15 protein-coding genes are annotated in these 17,580 nt (G+C 40.2%); all 15 read right to left on the reverse strand.

The features are described from left to right. Positions 1-13: 13 nt before the first annotated feature. The 15 genes from JMN12_RS01965 to JMN12_RS02035 all read right to left on the reverse strand — a co-directional run bounded on the left by JMN12_RS01965 (position 14) and on the right by JMN12_RS02035 (position 17,402). The gene (locus JMN12_RS01965) at positions 14-523 is read right to left on the reverse strand and encodes an IS1096 element passenger TnpR family protein (protein WP_203136577.1); all 510 of its coding nucleotides are present in this window, start codon (positions 521-523) and stop codon (positions 14-16) included. Between the two features lie 31 nt (positions 524-554). Next, positions 555-1,685: a peptidylprolyl isomerase gene (locus JMN12_RS01970; RefSeq protein ID WP_203136588.1), complete on the reverse strand. Its 1,131-nt coding sequence runs from the start codon at positions 1,683-1,685 to the stop codon at positions 555-557. A gap of 28 nt (positions 1,686-1,713) precedes the next feature. Beyond that, positions 1,714-2,286 carry a gliding motility-associated peptidyl-prolyl isomerase GldI gene (gldI, locus tag JMN12_RS01975; RefSeq protein WP_009413150.1) on the reverse strand — a complete coding sequence of 191 codons (573 nt, stop codon included), beginning with the start codon at positions 2,284-2,286 and terminating at the stop codon, positions 1,714-1,716. A 9-nt stretch (positions 2,287-2,295) separates the two neighbouring features. Continuing rightward, positions 2,296-3,303 carry a DHH family phosphoesterase gene (locus tag JMN12_RS01980; protein WP_009413149.1) on the reverse strand — a complete coding sequence of 336 codons (1,008 nt, stop codon included), beginning with the start codon at positions 3,301-3,303 and terminating at the stop codon, positions 2,296-2,298. 15 nt (positions 3,304-3,318) lie between these two features. After that, positions 3,319-4,731 carry a 23S rRNA (uracil(1939)-C(5))-methyltransferase RlmD gene (gene rlmD, locus JMN12_RS01985; protein WP_009413148.1) on the reverse strand — a complete coding sequence of 471 codons (1,413 nt, stop codon included), beginning with the start codon at positions 4,729-4,731 and terminating at the stop codon, positions 3,319-3,321. A gap of 31 nt (positions 4,732-4,762) precedes the next feature. Further along, positions 4,763-5,938, reverse strand: coding sequence for an alpha-hydroxy acid oxidase (locus JMN12_RS01990; protein ID WP_198466010.1), 1,176 nt, complete (start codon positions 5,936-5,938; stop codon positions 4,763-4,765). 26 nt (positions 5,939-5,964) lie between these two features. Continuing rightward, a complete protein-coding gene (locus tag JMN12_RS01995) occupies positions 5,965-6,927 on the reverse strand; it encodes an SIS domain-containing protein (protein ID WP_088594207.1) in 963 nt (320 codons plus the stop codon). A gap of 26 nt (positions 6,928-6,953) precedes the next feature. Further along, entirely contained in the window at positions 6,954-7,436 is a 483-nt protein-coding gene (gene cdd, locus JMN12_RS02000; RefSeq protein ID WP_009413145.1) for a cytidine deaminase, read from the reverse strand. Positions 7,437-7,819: 383 nt separating this feature from the next. Then, the gene (locus JMN12_RS02005; protein WP_203136589.1) at positions 7,820-8,356 is read right to left on the reverse strand and encodes a hypothetical protein; all 537 of its coding nucleotides are present in this window, start codon (positions 8,354-8,356) and stop codon (positions 7,820-7,822) included. 605 nt (positions 8,357-8,961) lie between these two features. Then, positions 8,962-9,441 carry a hypothetical protein gene (locus tag JMN12_RS02010; RefSeq protein WP_203136590.1) on the reverse strand — a complete coding sequence of 160 codons (480 nt, stop codon included), beginning with the start codon at positions 9,439-9,441 and terminating at the stop codon, positions 8,962-8,964. A 216-nt stretch (positions 9,442-9,657) separates the two neighbouring features. Continuing rightward, positions 9,658-11,043, reverse strand: coding sequence for a glucoamylase family protein (locus JMN12_RS02015; protein WP_203136591.1), 1,386 nt, complete (start codon positions 11,041-11,043; stop codon positions 9,658-9,660). Between the two features lie 7 nt (positions 11,044-11,050). Next, complete coding sequence (locus JMN12_RS02020) at positions 11,051-11,923, reverse strand: alpha/beta hydrolase-fold protein (protein ID WP_238423786.1); 873 nt, start codon at positions 11,921-11,923, stop codon at positions 11,051-11,053. After that, positions 11,916-12,740 carry a LamG domain-containing protein gene (locus tag JMN12_RS02025; RefSeq protein ID WP_203136592.1) on the reverse strand — a complete coding sequence of 275 codons (825 nt, stop codon included), beginning with the start codon at positions 12,738-12,740 and terminating at the stop codon, positions 11,916-11,918. The genes JMN12_RS02020 and JMN12_RS02025 overlap by 8 nt, the downstream gene beginning before the upstream one ends. A gap of 88 nt (positions 12,741-12,828) precedes the next feature. Further along, the gene (locus JMN12_RS02030) at positions 12,829-14,367 is read right to left on the reverse strand and encodes a RagB/SusD family nutrient uptake outer membrane protein (protein WP_203136593.1); all 1,539 of its coding nucleotides are present in this window, start codon (positions 14,365-14,367) and stop codon (positions 12,829-12,831) included. Positions 14,368-14,390: 23 nt separating this feature from the next. After that, positions 14,391-17,402: a SusC/RagA family TonB-linked outer membrane protein gene (locus tag JMN12_RS02035; protein WP_203136594.1), complete on the reverse strand. Its 3,012-nt coding sequence runs from the start codon at positions 17,400-17,402 to the stop codon at positions 14,391-14,393. Positions 17,403-17,580 lie beyond the last annotated feature (178 nt).

Here is a 17,580-nt window from a genome sequence, read left to right on the forward strand (position 1 = left end):
GATGTTAGCGAAATTAATAGTATTCCTCTTCACTGAAACTACCATAATCGTCTTCATCGAGGTCGAAATCGTTGAACTCGTCTTCAAACTCATCGAAATCATCGGCGATGAAGGATTTTTCGGGGGCTTCGGCAGGGATAGAACCGTGAGCGTGTATCAAAGCAGGGTAGGATACACCAGATTTTTCTTCTTCAATATCTACCAATTCAACGAAGAATGTCCACATTGACATAAAGTCATACACATACAACAATTTAGGTTCATCTTCACTTACGACAGACTCGATAGTAGTCTCTTCCATTAAGCGTATTTCACCACTCTCGGATACATCGAAAAGGGTGATTTCTTCGCCTTGATTCCAATCATCGTCAGTAAGGTAGAAGGAAGCCATCTCATTGCCAGCAAAGCCGAATGACTGGTTGATTACATTGTGTAAATCTTCCAAAGTAGCATCACCTTGGATTGCAACATCTCTAAAAACGTCTTCTTTAACGTCAAGTATTACTCTGAATTTATATACCATTTTTTAGGTGTGAGTGGTTAGGTTTTAGGGGTTATTTAGCTATGTCGGTGATTTCGATGTCGAAAATAAGGTCGCTATTAGGTGGGATTACCTCACCAGCACCTCTTTCGCCATAACCTAAGGCAGCAGGGATAAATACACGCACTTTATCACCTACTTTCATTTTAAGGAGAGCTTCTTTGAAACCAGGGATAAGAGGGGCATTAGAACTATATTCCATAGGGAAAGCTTGGTAGCCGCCTTGTTGCTCACGCATTGCATTGTATTTGCCATAAGTTTCTTCTATTTCTTTTACATTAGAATCGAAGAGAGTACCATTTGCCAAATATCCAGCATAGTTAACCATTACTTGTTGAGTGTGGTTAGGCTGTTTGCCTTTACCTTCTACTAAAGTAAATATTTTTACTCCAGAAGGGAGTGCTTTAGCTTGAGGTTCTTGAGTTTTTACCTCTTCTAAGAATTTAGCAGCCGCTGCTTTGGTTTTAGCTTCCTTTTCTTGTTCTTTTTTAGCGATATCTTTGAAATAGTTTTCAAAAACTTTTACAGCATTGAAGTTTTTAGCGTCTTTACCATTAGCAATAATTGTAATTTTATTGATTTTGATATCTTTTTCAGGTTTATCGTTAGCTACAGTTTTAGTATTAGCTATTGCATCGATTACTTCTAAACCTTTAACAGTTTCACCAAAAACAGTATGACGACCATTGAGATGAGGGGTAGGTACTTGAGTGATGAAAAACTGACTGCCATTTGTACCAGGCCCTGCATTGGCCATTGATAAAATTCCTTTTTTATTGTGTTGCAAAGTAGGGACAAATTCATCTTCAAAACGATATCCCGGATCGCCCATACCTGTACCTGTAGGGTCACCTCCTTGGATCATAAAATCTTTGATTACACGGTGGAAGATCGTTCCGTTGTAGAAAGGTTTTCCTTTGTATTCGGCTTTTACGAAAGAGTTTTTACCTTCGGCTAAAGTAACAAAGTTAGCTACTGTTATAGGAGTTTCTTTGTAGTTGAGTTTTACAATGATATTTCCTTGAGTAGTTTCGATATCAGCAAATAAGCCATCACCTAAGTCCTTGTAGGCTTTTTTTTGCGAATTACAACTGAAAAATACAAACATTGCAGAGAGCAATGCTACAAAATTGAGTCGTCTCATAATATAATAATTAATTAATAATGTTTATTTATTCGGGTCGAGGTTTTACGTCTTCTTGATTTTTTTCAATCTTAAAGACTTCGATTTTAGCTATAATAGGTTGATTGAAAGAAATTTTATCTTTATCGCCGCGATAGCCATAAGCTACACTTGAGGGGAAATAGAAAACGCCACTTTCTTTTTCTTTTAACAATTTTAAAGCAGAACGCAAGCCTTGGAATACTTCTTCTTTATCTACATAATATTTGTATTCACCATCGGGTTTTTCCTGATAAAGCTGGTTACCTTGCAAATCGGAGAGGCTGTAATCATAAGTTACGATATCGCCAAACTGAGCAGTATAATGAGCCTCAGGATTTTGATTTAGATAGTAGAACTTAAATCCGTGTTGAGAGTCGACGAAAGAGTGAAGTGTATCTTTTTTGATGATAGAATCGATTAGCGCTTCTTCGGAGGCCAACAGAGCTTTATTTTTCATAGCTGATTCTTTTAAAAAAGTACTTGTTTTTTTAGTTATAGGATGGCGTGCTTGCCGATCGGCACAACTTACCAAAACTATGCCAATGGCACTTAGAATGATTATTTTTTTAAGTATATTCATTGTATTATTTTACATATTTTTGTGGATAAAATCGGGTAATACTTGTTTGAAATAGGTAACTGCCTCGTCTATAGAGCCGTCGAATCGCCCACCAGCGGCATTGATATGTCCGCCGCCATTGAAACATTTACGAGCCAACAAGTTTACATCGTTATTGCCTTTGGAGCGCAAGGAGATTTTTACAAAATCGCCTTCTTGGATAAAGATGACAGCTAATTTAGTATCTTTAATTGTGAGTCCATAGTTTACAAAACCTTCGGTATCACCTTTTTGATGGTCGCATTTTTGTAATTCCTCAGAAGTGAGTGTAATATAAGCAGTATCGTACTCCTTGATATACACCAAATTTTTGAGAGCAGTGCTAAGTAATTGCAATTTGTTGTAAGAATTATTATCGAACACATTGCTATTGATTTGGCTATTGTTAGCTCCTTTTTCTATTAAGAAAGCGCCAATTTTGAATGTGTTGCTAGTGGTGGTGGGGTATTTGAAGTTACCTGTATCCGTCATTATTCCTGTATACAAGCAAGTTGCTATTTCTTTATCGATTTGGTTTTTATTGCCCATTGCGTCGATAAAGGTGTAAATCATTTCGCAAGTAGAGCTTGCTTTAGGGTTAGAGAAAGTAACTTTGGCATAGTCGTCGGGGGCTTGATGATGGTCTATCATCACAAAGGTAGCTTTAGAGTTCTCTAATAGAGGAGTGAGTGTATCGGCTCTTTTGAGGGCGTTGAAATCGAGCGTAAAGATAAGTTTAGAGGCTTCGATTTGCTTTGTAGCTTTTTCAGGATTGTTGTCGTAAATAAGAATTTCATCGGCAGCAGGTAGCCATTTGAGAAAATCAGGAAAATCGTTAGGTGAAACTACCGTTACATCACAATGATGTAATTTGAGATAATGGTAAAGCCCTAAGCAGCTACCTATGGCATCGCCATCAGGGCTTTTGTGAGGGATGATACTTATTTTAGGTTGCTTTTCGAGCAATATTTTGGTAGCTTCGATATCGTATATATTCATTTGCTTTTAGAGATTTTAGGAGAGAGTTCTTTTTTCTAAAAGTACTACATTTTCAACGTGATAAGTTTGAGGGAACATATCGACGGGTTGTACTTTTGTCACCTTATACATTTCGTTTAAGAGCGCTAAATCACGGGCTTGGGTAGCGCTATTACAGCTCACATATACTATCTTAGAGGGTGCTATTTGCAGGATTTGCGCTACTACGTCTTTGTGCATTCCATCGCGAGGAGGATCGGTGATGATTACATCGGGGGTACCATTAGCTTCGATAAAAGCATCATTAAAGATGTTTTTCATATCGCCTACATAAAAACTCACATTATCAATGCCGTTTGCCTTAGCATTTGCTTTAGCATCGGCAATGGCTTCGGGTACAGCTTCGACGCCTACTACTTTTTTAGCTTTTTTAGCTACAAACTGAGCGATAGTACCCGTACCAGTATAGAGGTCGTATACCAATTCATCTCCTTTTAAATCGGCGAAGTCACGGGTTACTTGATATAGTTTGTGTGCTTGTTTAGAGTTTGTTTGATAAAAAGATTTTGCATTGATTTTGAAGCGCAAACCTTCCATTTCCTCAAAAATACAATCGGTGCCTTTATAGACTTTTAAATCTTGGTCGTAGATAGCATCGTTTCCTTTGCTGTTGATACAATATTGCAAAGAAGTAATTTGAGGGAACGTTTGGGCGATATGGTCTAACAACCAATAGCCTTTTTTGCTATCGCTAAAGAATTGTATTACCAACATTATTTCGCCTGTAGAAGAGATGCGTATCATCATAGAACGCAAGACACCTGTTTGCTGACGCGGGCTATAGAAAGGTATATTATTTTCTAAAGCAAATCGCTTAATTTCCAATCGTATGGCATTAGAAGGATCTTCTTGTAAGTAACATTTATCGATGTCGAGGATTTTATCCCAAGCGCCAGCGATATGGAAGCCTAAACCGTTGCGTTGTTCAATTGTATTGGCATTTTGAATTTCTTCGGGGGTAAGCCAGCGCATATCGGAGAAGGAGAATTCCATTTTATTTCGATAGAAATAGATATTCTCGGAAGCTACAATAGGCATCAGTTCAGGGATTGTTATTTTTCCTAAACGCACTAAGTTGTTTTCGACTTCTTTTTGTTTGTAGAACAGCTGACTTTCATAGTTCATATCTTGCCATTTGCAGCCACCACAGTAGCCAAAATGGGTACATACGGGAGTTACACGGCGATTAGAATACTCGTGGAATTTAGTAGCGACCCCCTCGTAATAAGCCGATTTTTTTTTGGTAGTTTGTACATCGACTACATCACCAGGGATAGCGTTGTTGATAAAAATAACGCGACCATCAGGAGCTTTAGCAATGCTTTTGCCTTTAGCCCCCGCATCGGTAACGATAACATTTTCTATGGTTATATTTTTCTTTTTACTCATTGCGGGGGCAAAGGTACATTATTTTTTTGAATTATCGATTACTTGGCAGAGGATAAGTACCCTCTACTAAGATACTGCTATCTACATCTTGGAGGTTACGATGACCAGCGAAAGCCATAGTAGTATCCATTTCGTCATAGAGTATCTGCAAAGCGCGGGTTACCCCTTCTTCGCCATAAGCACCGAGCCCATATACAGGAGCACGACCAAGCATAATACCTTTAGCTCCTAAAGCCCAAGCCTTGAGCATGTTTTGACCTGTATAGAAGCCAGAGTCTATCCATACTTCAGTTTGGCTACCTACAGCACTTACGATATCGGGAAGGGCTTTTATAGTTGAAATAGTGTCATCCATCTGGCGACCACCGTGGTTAGAGACGATAATTGCATCAGCGCCGTATTTTACTGCCTCTATAGCATCTTCAGGAGTCATAATTCCTTTTAAGATGATAGGGCCTCCCCAGAGTTCTTTGATTTCGGCAATATCTTTCCAGCTAAGGCTAGGGTCGAATTGTTCTTTTGTCCAAGAAGATAGCGAAGAGAGGTCGGATACGTTTTTAGCGTGTCCAGCAATATTGCGGAAAGTCCAGCGGCGATTACCGAAGATATAGCGCAATCCCCAAGGGATTTTAGTAGAAAGGTTCAACATATTAGGAATGGTGAACTTAGGAGGAGTAGAAAGTCCGTTTTTGATATCGCGGTGGCGGTTACCTAAGACTTGTAAATCGACGGTAATCATCAAGGCAGAGCATTTAGCTTCTTTAGCACGACGGATAAGGTCTTTCATAAACTCGCGGTCGCGCATTACATAGAGCTGAAACCAGAAAGGTTCAACACCAGCTTCTACTAAATCCTCGATAGAGCAGATGGACATAGTAGATAGGGTAAAAGGGATACCGAATTTTTGGGCAGCTTTAGCCATGTGAATTTCACCGTCAGCCCACATCATTCCCATAAAGCCCACAGGAGCCGTCATTGCAGGGAATTTTACTTTTTTGCCAAGGAGTGTACTTTCGAGGGTGCGGTTATCCATATCCACTAAGATACGTTGGCGGAATTTGATAGGGTTGAAGTCTGAAACATTTTGTTTGTAGGTTGCTTCAGTCCAAGAGCCGGTGTCTACATACTCGTAGAACATTTTAGGGACGTTGCGTTTACAAACGACACGCAAGTCCTCAATGTTTGTCATTTTGGATAGATCTCTCATTTTTAAATAATTAATATTCTTAGATTTTAAATAAGTCCTTCTTGAATAAGGTTGTGTAGGTGTATAATTCCCACATATTCACCTTGTTTAGTAGCTAATAGTTGTGTAATTTTATTTTTCTCCATTAGGTGTAGGGCATCAATTGCTAAACAATCGACCTCAATAGTTTTAGGGTTAGCGCTCATTATATCTTTAGCGGTAAGCCCTTTGATACTATCCGTTTTACTAAGCATTCGGCGGATATCACCATCAGTTACTATTCCTACTATTTGATGATTGTTGAGTACGGCAGTTACTCCAAGCATTTTTTCGGATATTTCTACAATTACCTTTTTAATATCGGTATCAGGAGAGACCTCAGGTTTTTGGTTATGAGGTACGATATCGGATACTTTTAGATATAAACGTTTTCCTAATGCACCACCAGGATGGTATTTAGCAAAGTCGCTACTGCCAAAGTGTTTCATTTCCAATAGACAAACTGCTAACGCATCGCCTAATACCAATTGAGCTGTGGTGCTAGTCGTAGGGGCTAAATTATTAGGGCAAGCTTCTTTATCAACGTGAGCGTAGAGTACACTATCGGCTTGTTGAGCTAAGACAGAATTTTTATTAGAGGTAATGGCTATCAGCTTATTATTACCCCTTTTGAGCAAAGGCACTAACACTTTTATTTCGGGAGTGTTACCGCTTTTAGAGATACATATTACCACATCATCTTGCTGTATAATACCCAAGTCGCCGTGGATCGCATCGGCAGCGTGCATAAAGATGGCGGGGGTGCCTGTAGAGTTCATTGTAGCTACTATTTTATTAGCAATAATAGCGCTTTTACCTATACCTGTAATCACTACACGACCTTTGGATTGCAATATATATTGTACTGACTTAGTAAAATCGTCGTCGATATAATCAGTTAGTTTAGCAACAGCTTGAGCTTCTTCAGTAATAGTTTGTTTGGCAGAGGTAATAATTTCTTCTGAGTTCATTCGTTATATAGTTTTTAGTTGTTAGTTTACATTAGGCTACCATCGAAAAGGAAAGGCAGGAGGTCTTTAATAGATTCAGTTTGAACGATTTCGCCTTCAGCTCCCATAAAATATACGGGGATAAGTTTTTTTTGTTTGGTTTCGTATTCGGAGAGTGACTGGCGGCAAGCTCCACAAGGCGATACGGGAAAGGCAGTAGGGTCTTGGGCAGATCCAGAGATTGCGATCATTTCGATTTCCTCATCGGGATACTGGGTAGCGGCTTGGTATATAGCGACTCTTTCGGCACAAAGACCTGAGGGGTAGGCAGCATTTTCCTGATTGGAGCCTACGAAAGTTTGTCCGTTTTTAAGTAAAACAGCGGCACCCACTTTGAATTTAGAGTAAGGGGCGTAAGCCTTTTCGCGAGTGGTTATTGCTTGTTTCATCAGGTTTTGAGCTTTTTCAGGTAGGTCGGTTAATTTATTGAAAACATTATATTTTATATGTAATTGATGTTCCGTTTTCATAAGAAAATGCTTTTATTTTGCAAAGATACGAAGTAATTAGCAAATTAACAAATTTGATGGATAGAAAAATTTATTGATTAACTTATTGTAAGGTTTCCTGTTAGGTGTTTTTTTTGGAGAATCTTAGAGTTTTTTAAGACGAGTAAAGTAGATGTAAATACGATTTTGAGACTTTTAGCCCCTCTTACAATGTAACTTAAGGTAAGTTCGGTGTAAGTAATTATTTAACAATCAGTAAAATATTTTTAATCTCCCACGAATTTTCACCTGACGGTGAATCATTCTGTGAATATATTATGTTACAAAGCTGCAAATCAATGTTCTGTTATATTGAACTGACTTTAATTTAAGTGATATTCTTTTCATAATTAGCTACGCAAAAATCACAAACACAATTCATTAGAAAGGAAAATAAACTTTTGTTTTTTATACTTCCACTTAATTTTATCTTTCTTCTTACTCTGCTTCATTTTTATGGAAGAGACTAAAGAATCATCGTATATATATTTCTTTTTTACATCTATCTTTTTTAAATTACAATCAAAATTTTCTACAGAATAGTAATACAATCTTGTAAAAGAGAGCGGTAGAAAAACGTCTAATTTATATAGCTTATTATTTTTGTAATATCTAATAAAATTGAAATTGTCGGCTTCATTCAAAGATTTTGAACCTTGCTGAAAATACAGTGTATAAAAACAATGCTTCTCTACAATTACCTTATAAAAACCATTTAGTGGTTGGTTCGTCTGTTTTGAAATATATTTCTTAATCAAATCATAACCCCCTCGGACATCTTGATGATTATAGACTTGTTTTTTTACAATTTCTATGTCAGATTGATTTATAGTAATCGTATCTTTTTGTGAATATACAAGATGACTCAAGAGTAAAATGCATATTGCTATAAGATATTTCATTCTCATTCTTTTTCTATATTTAACGTGAGTTCAGCGTAAGTAATTATTTAACAATCAGTAAAATAGTTTAAACTCCCACGAATTTCACGAATTTTCACGAAATTGAGACACTTTTTAGGATTATCGTTAGTTATAGGACAAGGCGGACTTGGCTGACCTGCCTGAGTTGCAATGGTATATTGCTAATTTAACGTGAGTTTGACGTAAGGGAAATATGGTTAATTATTTACTAATCAAATAAATAAACAGCTTCGCTGTTTTTTGTTCTCCCACGAATTTCACGAATTTTCACGAAATTATGAATGCATAAAAGTCTTTATTTTTTATTATCTCACGAATTTTCACCTGACGGTGAATTGTTCTGTGAATATATTATGATATAAAGCTGTAAAACGGTGTTTTGTTATATAAAACTGACGTTAATTTACGGATTTACAGAAAAATAATACAATTTATTAGCTTACGCGACAAAGATATAGAAAATTTATTAAAATCCAAAAAGTTTTTTATGTAGAGGCTGTTTGTTTTTTTGATAGCCTTTGTCAAGGGTGCGAGCCGTACGGGCAAGTGTTTTGTTATATCGAACTAACATTATTTTTATCAAGTTATTCTTTTTTGTAAGGAGTAGCTAAGTTTTTGTTAAAATGAATAACGTGAGCTTCTTTTGGAGAAAGTTTTATATGGTTTACCTTATATGATTTAACGCCCTTATAATGAACTTTTGCCAGCATTGCCCTTTTATAAAAACTAATCATATCCATTTCTTGAATATTGTATTGCAAAGAGTTTGATATAATTAATTTATAATTCCTATCTGGGCATAAAGGTGTTTTCAGAAAGATTCTCATCGAACCATAATAGTTGGGGTCAGTTGTTTTATTGTACACCCTTATTTCATTTATATCTATTGTTTTTAGAAAGACATTAAGAGTGTCGTATTCATACAAAATGAAATTTTTTTTGTCTGTTTCATTTGTCCCCCAATGAGTTATCTCGATGATGTTATAAGGGCTACAATTACTTGTTTTTATTGTTCTACAAGAGGATAATAAGGCAATTACAGTTAATAAATACACATACTTCATAGTTATTTCATTTTATATAACTTGAGTTTCACAAGCAGAATAAATTGCTGATTTACAGAAAAATAATACAATTTATTAGCTTACGCGACAAAAGTGCGAGCCGCACGGGCGATTAAGGGTGCGAGCCGCACAGGCAATTAAGGGTACGATCCGCACGGGCAATTAAGAACTTTGGCAAAGATCGTAGCACGATGGGCAGAAAGTAAGAAGTTGTGGTTATTGCACCTTAAAGTTTAGTTTTTTGAGTCCTTGTTGTACTTCGGGGCAACTCATAAATAGTTTCCATACGAAGCCTGTGCGGTGGTTTTCTATCATCGGGGCAATAGTGAGCTGGTCGATTGCGAGATAGCGTTTAGGATACCAAACTGCTTGCTCACTGAAGGCATCATAAAAGCCGTATTTACCCCATATCACATCTCCTAAATCGTAATAGAAATGTTTGAGGGCTGCCATAGATTCTGGGGGCGTATAAGGGAAGCTGGAAAGTGCGGCAGTAGGTGCTATCACCCCTAAATCTTTGTTAGGACTGTGTGCATCATACCCTTTCACTGAATAGCTGGCGGTAAGTCCCCAGCAGTTTGCTCCATAACCTTTATAACCTTTGGGGTTTTCTACACAATATTTGTAGTTGATAAGAGTGTGATTGCGGTTCAAATCCCAGTAATTGGCATAATCATCGCTGAGTCCTTTGGGGTTCAACCCTATGTACGAATAATGCGCCCAAAATAGCGGACCTCCATATTGTTCTGCGCCGTTGTGTTTGAGAATCAATGGCAGATTATAAGTTACCTGAGTGCTTTTAATAGCTCCCCCACGTGCCCAACCGTTGTGATAAGCCGAAGCAGGAATGGTGTGGGTTGGCGAAGCAGCGGCTAAAATATAGGTAATCAGGCATTCGTTATAACCTTTGAGCGGGAAATTCATCTGCCAAGCATAATCGGGACTCCAATGCCAATAGAGTACATCCTGTCCGTTTAAGTACCAATCCCATTCCATTTCGCGCCACAGTTTATCAATGCGCTGAGCTAAGGCTTTTTCGGCATCATTGCCATCCTTAAAATACTGACGTACACAGAGCAAGCCCTGCATCAAGAAAGCACTTTCCACGAGGTCGCCACCATTGTCTTTTTGTCCGAAAGGTTTGGTTTTACCCGTACGACCGTCAATCCAGTGCGACCATACCCCGTGATAACGGTCGGCTTTCTCCAAGAAAGTTACGATTTTTGTAAATCTTTCTACCGCTTGTGCACGAGGGATAAAACCGCGTTCTACCCCTACCAATAGCCCTGCAATGCCAAAGCCCGAACCTCCCGTAGTGATGATATGAGCATCATCGGAAGGGACATCTATATGAATGCGCTCAGGGGCTAAACCCGAATTAGGCTCTGCTCCCTCCCACATATAGTTGAGGTGCGCACGCTGGATATAATCCAAGAAAGCATCGTCGGAAGCAAATTCCATTGGACGGTTCTTTTCGGTAGGCGGCTGAGGAGTAGGTTTTTCTACCACCTTTTTATTGTCCTTACTACAACCGCAAGAAACGAAGAGCAGAAGGAAAGCTAAAAGTGAAAAGTGAATCGTGAAAAATTTGTTTTTGTTCATAAGTATATTATTTCTTTTTAAAAGTCCATTGCAAGAAGTCTGGGGTGTTGAAAGCGGGATGCCAAGCGTTGTGATTTGCCCCATAGAACTCTATATATTCGGCTTTTTTGCCGTTAGTTTTCAGGGCTTTATAGGCTTCACGCGAGTAAGTCACCGGTATCACATCATCGATATCACCGTGATAGAAACGGAATTGAGTTTTCCCTTTGAACTCACGCATACGCTCTATATTGGTTGCCCCACATATCGAGACAGCTTTGGCAAAGGTATCGGGGAAGCGATACACCATATCCAAAGTAGCAATCGCCCCCATCGAAATGCCCATAATATACACTCGTTTAGGGTCGATAGGATATGTAGCCAAAGTCTCGTCTAAAAGTTCCTTCACCAAGCGTAAGTGTTTAGTGATAGGCACTTCTTTAGGCAGCGGATTAGCCGTATTCTTATATCCTTGGTCGGGGCGTTTTTCAAGTGACCAGTAGGCACCCTCAGGGCACTGCGGAAAGAGCACAAAACAAGGGTACTTATCTCGGTTCGCAGGATTGGTAAACACTGTACCCCCATTGCGCAACTGACTCTCATTATCGTTCCCTCTTTCACCTGCTCCGTGTAAGAAGAGCACTAAAGGGTATTTCTTGCCTTCTTTTAGTTGCTCGGGCTGCAAGAAACGGTAAGGCATTGTATCTTGTTGCGCCGTGATGTAGCGCTTTTTAGCAAAGGCTTCATTTTGAGCAGAAAGAGGGAACGAAAAAAAGAAAAGTAATAAGCATAGCCTTAAAAGTTTTGTATTCAGTCCCCGAACCTCCAAAGAGGGACAAGCCATAAAGGAGATTGGAGAAAAAGGGTTATTTTTTATGTAAATATCATTCTTTTTATTCATTATACAAGGCTTTTATCTGTTCATCGGTAAGGGCTTGATTATAGAAGGCAAAGTTGTCTAACTTGCCAGGGAAGGACTGTGCCCAAGCTTGTGCTTTAGTAGACGATTGAGGAGGGTCGGTTTGGAAAGCATAAGTACCTAACACCAAATCGCCCATATCGTTGTAAACAATTCGTCCCCAACCTGTAAGGGCACGCGTAAAGACAATTTCTCCATTTTTGAAAATGTGTAACATTTCCGTTTTGTGGTTGTAACGGAAGGTCATAAACACCCAATCACCAATAGTACCAGGGATTTTGGTCTCTACCCAATTTTCTTTAGTACCATTGAAGAGGTGCATTTTAAAACGTCCTTCGCCAGCAGTATTATTGCCATCTAAGAAAATATCGAGGTTACCCCAGAACTTTTTAGTATTAGGAATTGAAAAGATACCTGTACCTTTATTTACTTGAGGGGAGTTCATCCAGAAAGCTACTGTAAAACTACCGAGGTTAGCTATCGTATCTTTCAGAGATATATCGCCTGCAAAACGCGCTGTGCGAGGGGAGATAAAAACATAAGTACCTTCACCCCCTTGGTAGGCTTTGCCTTTTTTGCCGTCTGTATAGGTGACATTGCCCTTAGAGAGCGTAGGAATCTTGTAAGTACTCACATTTTTCACATTGCCCTCAAAGGTAAACAAGAGCTTTTGAGGGTTGTACTGAGGTATTACCTCCTCAGGATAATCGAAAGGCGGGTCTTGGTCTAAATCTTGATAACAGTTAGTAAAAGCTGTAAGACCTGCCATAAAACTGATATAAAATATATATTTTTTCATTTTTAGATAAGAGATAAGAGGTAAGAGGTAAAAGATGACGTGATGTTACCTGACAGCTGACACCTAATACCTGACACCTGTTAGCTAATTAATAATTAGGATTTTGGATAAGTACTCCGTTGGAACGGTCGATTTGCGCTTGAGGTAAAGGTAATAAGCGGTGTTTGGTTTGATAAGCTGTTTTGCCCGCGTTGTGCAGGGTTTCCACATCAATATTCCAACGCACTAAATCGTAGAAACGGTCGAATTCCATAGCGAGCTCTATACGGCGTTCGTGACGAATAGCGTCGCGCAAATCGCTTTGAACGGTGGTTGTAACGGCAGGTAAAACACTGTTATTGCCTGCTCGTGCTCTTGCTCGCACTTGCTCTAAGTAGACGAGCGCTTGGGCACTGTTGCCGAGTTCGTTAGCGGCTTCGGCAGCCATTAAAAGTACATCGGAATATCGAATGAGACGAATATTGAACCAATAACCAAAACGACTGTATGACCTACGCAAAGCAGGGTCGGTATAGGCTTTTTTGTTGTAATATTTATTTACCACGCCTGCTTGTGCAATTGGTTTTTCGTCGTAAGGGGTATTGGGTTGCATCGCATTGGCTTCGGTTTCGCTTTTGGCAAAATAGAGCAAGGTTTCATCTTTGCGAGGGTCGCCTAGTTCAAAAGCATCGGCTAAAAGCTGGGTAGGGCAATTCCATCCCCAACCTAAATCCCATTGTCCAGAGCCCCGCACGCCTTGTACTTGAGCAAACGAACTGCCTACTTGGCTGGATTGAGGATAGGTGGCATTGGCAGTGCACTGTACTTCTAAGATAGATTCGGGAGCGTTTTCGCCACTTTCGCGGAACAACTTATTGTAGGGTGTACTAAGGTTGTAAATTCCTGAATTTATCACATCGGTAGAGGCGTTGTACATTGCTTGCCAATTAGAGCGCATCATATAGGTTTTGGCGTGCAACGAACGGGCAGCCCCCCAAGTAAGTCTACCGATGTAGATATGACTCCATGTGCGAGGGAGTACGCTTTCGGCAGCAGTGAGGTCGGCATCGATGAGCTCATAGATTTTATCAACGCTTACCTTAGGTTTATTGGCATCTTCATCTTTATAGATACGGAAATTGATAAGAGGTACTTCGCCAAAGGCGCGCACTAAGTTAAAATAGGCAAAGGCGCGGAAGAAGTGTGCTTCACCGCGGTTTATCTTATCGGAATCGGTGAGAGTACTTTGGTCAGCCTTATTGATTTTGTCAAGCACGGTATTGGAGAGGTGAATAACTTCGTAGTTAGCGGAATAGTATCCGTTAATTAAACCATTAGTCGCTACATAATTGAAATTATCGAACATATTGGCGTGATCAACTCCATCGCTGGCAGTAGAGCCTTTTTCGGCATCTTCACTGCGGAAACTGTGGATTGCCAAAGCAGGAATACCCGCTACCAGATCAGAGCCTCTCAGTTTTCCGTAGAGGGTGAATATATCGGCTTCAAAAGAGCCTGATACATTCCCTTGGTCGCCATCGACCCATTCGCCTTGTGGCTCTTGGTCGAATTTATTGCAATGGGTAAAGAGGGCGAGGCTCGCTGCCATCCATCCTATTGCTATGATATGATATATATTCTTTTTCATAATTGTTAATTATCAATTGTTAATTAAAATGTAAGGTTCACCCCGTAGGTAACAATCATTGGCATAGGGTAGGTGCCGGTATCGATACCGAAAGCCAAAGCTCCTCCACCTATTTCGGGGGTATACCCTGTGTTTTTATGCCAAGTTTTGAGATTTTGTACGTTGGCATAGAAGCGCAATTTCTGTACTTTGAAGCGTTGTACTACTTCTTGTGGCAAGCTATAGCCCAATTGCACGTTGCGGAGGCGGAAAAAGCTACCGTCTTCAATGTAATAAGAGGAGTTTTCACGGTTGATAGCGCGACCGTTATCTATAATAGGCTCCCAATTGGAAGTGCCTTTGCCGTGCCAACGGTTTAAACGGTGGGCTTGGTAGTTGAGAATTGCATAGCCTACTTCGCCCCAACCGCGGTAGATTTCGTTGCCATAAGCTCCCATAAATTCGGCAGTGAGGTCGAAGCCTTTGTAGCCGAGATTTACACTAAATCCATAAGTGAAATCGGGAGTAGGGTTACCTATCATTGTACGGTCTTTGCTATCGATTACACCATCGCCGTTCACATCTTCAAATTTGAGATCACCAGGTTTTACGGTAGCGATATTGTTGGTAGGTGAGGTGTCGATATCTTCAAAAGTTTGATACACGCCCTTCACTTTATAGCCGTAGAAGTGCCCAATAGGGTAGCCTTCCAAGGTGCGCGCTACGTTTTGATAGCCTTCGTAAAGCGCATCTTTTTCTCCTCTACCAAGTGAAAGCACTTTGTTATCAATTGTGGTGATATTGGCATTTACACCATAGCTAAAACCACTTTCTTTGCGTTGGTCTTGCCAAGAGGCTGAAATCTCCCATCCTTTATTTTCAATTTCGCCGAGGTTTTCCAAAGAGTTTTTTGCTCCTGCTAAGCCACTGAGTAGCACGATAAGGTCTTTGGTTTTCTTGTGATAGTAGACAGGTTCTACACTGAGGCGATTGCCCAAGAATCGGAATTCAGCGCCAGCTTCCCACGCATAGGTCTTTTCCCAACCTAAGTTTTGCACTAAATAAGCAGGTGCATAGCCCGTAATGATACGGTCGCCGAATACAGCACTGCCCGAATTGGTGAGCAGAGGGTAAGTAGGATAGTTACGTCCGCCAGTGTTTTGGTTACCTAAAACGCCCCAAGAGCCTTTGAGTTTGAGGTAATCTACCACTTTTTGGTTTTTCATAAAGGCTTCTTCGCTGAGCACCCAGCCGGCCCCGAAGGAATAGAAGTTATCCCACGTATTGCCTAAGCGGTGAAATACGGAGGCACCATCGCGGCGGAAAGAAGCATTGAGGAGGTAACGGTTGTCGTAATTGTACAAACCACGTACTAAATACGACATTGTAAAACGCCGATACTGACCAGAACCATTGCTCATATTGCTACCCCCAATTGATGACAACCACCACTTATCGGTATTTTCGGGAATGCCAAACACTATATCTTTGATATTTTGATAGCGAGAGCCTGATAGCGAACTGTGTTCGGTGTAATTGGTGGTAAGCCCTCCCATAAAGGTAAGGTTGTGTTTTGCCACTTGTTTTTTGTAGGTAAGGATATAATCCTGCTGGGTGGCAATGGTGGTAGATTTACTCTGATTAATCGTTTCGCGTTCGTTGAGGTTTTCTTTCTTTTGGGTATCGGGGTTATAAACCCAGATGATAGGGGAATATTCACGGTTTTCGCCTATGCGGTAATCCATAGAAAGGGTAGCCTTAAAGGTGAAGTTTTTAAGGAAATCGAGTTCACCATATACATTGCCCGCCAAACGGTGATTCAAACCTTTGTTGTGATTGGCACGTGTTTCGACATCGATAAGAGGATTCCACACTTGGGCACGCTGGAAGTTAGGCATTATATTTAGCAAACCCGATTGAGTGTCGTAAGGGGCTACAATAGGAGCTGCTTTTAGGGCACTTGCTACCCCTTTGGCATCGATAGGGAGGGTGCGAGAACCATTGGCTTGGAAGCCAAAGCGCAGATAATCGGTTACGTTGTAATCGCTACTGAGGTTGAGGGTGAGTTTGGAGAGCTTTTCGTGCTTGATAGAGCCCTCTTCATCGGTATAGCCAGCGCCCATATAGAAGCGTCCTTTTTCACCAGAAGTGGCGACACTCACATTATGGTTGTACACCCAAGCACGCTGGAAGATTTGGTCTTGCCAATCGGTATTGGCTTGATAGTGCGTATAATCAAACGGTGTAGCACCTTTATTGGCCATATCCTCGTTGTAGAGAGTTTTAAAGCCTTCGGCATCAGTCATTGCAATACGGTCGTTGATAACTTTTAACCCTACGGAAGAATTGATATTTACGACTGTTTGTCCTTTTTTAGCTTTCTTGGTGGTAATGATAATCACCCCATTGGCACCACGAACCCCGAAGATTGCGAGAGACGAAGGGTCTTTGAGGATTTCCATAGACTCGATATCCTGCGGGTTGAGGTAGTTGATATTATCGGTAAAGAGCCCATCGACTACGTACAGAGGTGTATAGCCGTTGATAGAGTTTGTACCGCGGATACGTATTTCGGGGTCTTGCCCTGCCCGCCCTGTATTGACGATTTGTACGCCAGCTACCTTCCCTTGGATAGAGGCTAAGGGGTTGGTAGATGGACGGTCAGCAAATTCATCGGTTTTGAGGCTAGCGATAGAGCCCGTGAGGTCTCGTTTTTGAGCTGCCCCATAGCCTATAACAACTACTTCTTTGAGTTGTTGCGTATCTTCTTTGAGCGCAATCTCTAAGTAGTGTCGTCCGGCTACTACTTTTACATTTTGGGTTACCATACCTATGTAGCTAATTTCTAATACATCACCTGGAGAAACTTTATCAAGCGCAAAGTTTCCGTCGAGGTCGGTTGAAACGCCACGGGTTGTACCCTTCACAATTACATTGGCTCCTGGAATAGGGTTTTTAGTCCCTGCTTCAAATACTTTTCCTCTCACCATATTAGGTTGTGCGTAAGCAGCAAGAGAGAGAAAGGTTATCAGGAAGAAAAACAATAGCTTTTTCATTTCCGTACGTTTATTAAATAAAATTTGTCGCAAAGTTCCTTATTCTTTCTTTTATATGCAAAAAAATGGGTTCGCTTTTACTACTACAATGTTAAAATAATTTGTTAAAGGACTACGTCATTACTACTACAACGATTTGTAACTAATTTATAGTCTTTTGGTTAAGGAGGATTTTTTA

Source organism: Capnocytophaga genosp. AHN8471, from assembly GCF_016806945.1.
Lineage (GTDB): Bacteria > Bacteroidota > Bacteroidia > Flavobacteriales > Flavobacteriaceae > Capnocytophaga > Capnocytophaga periodontitidis.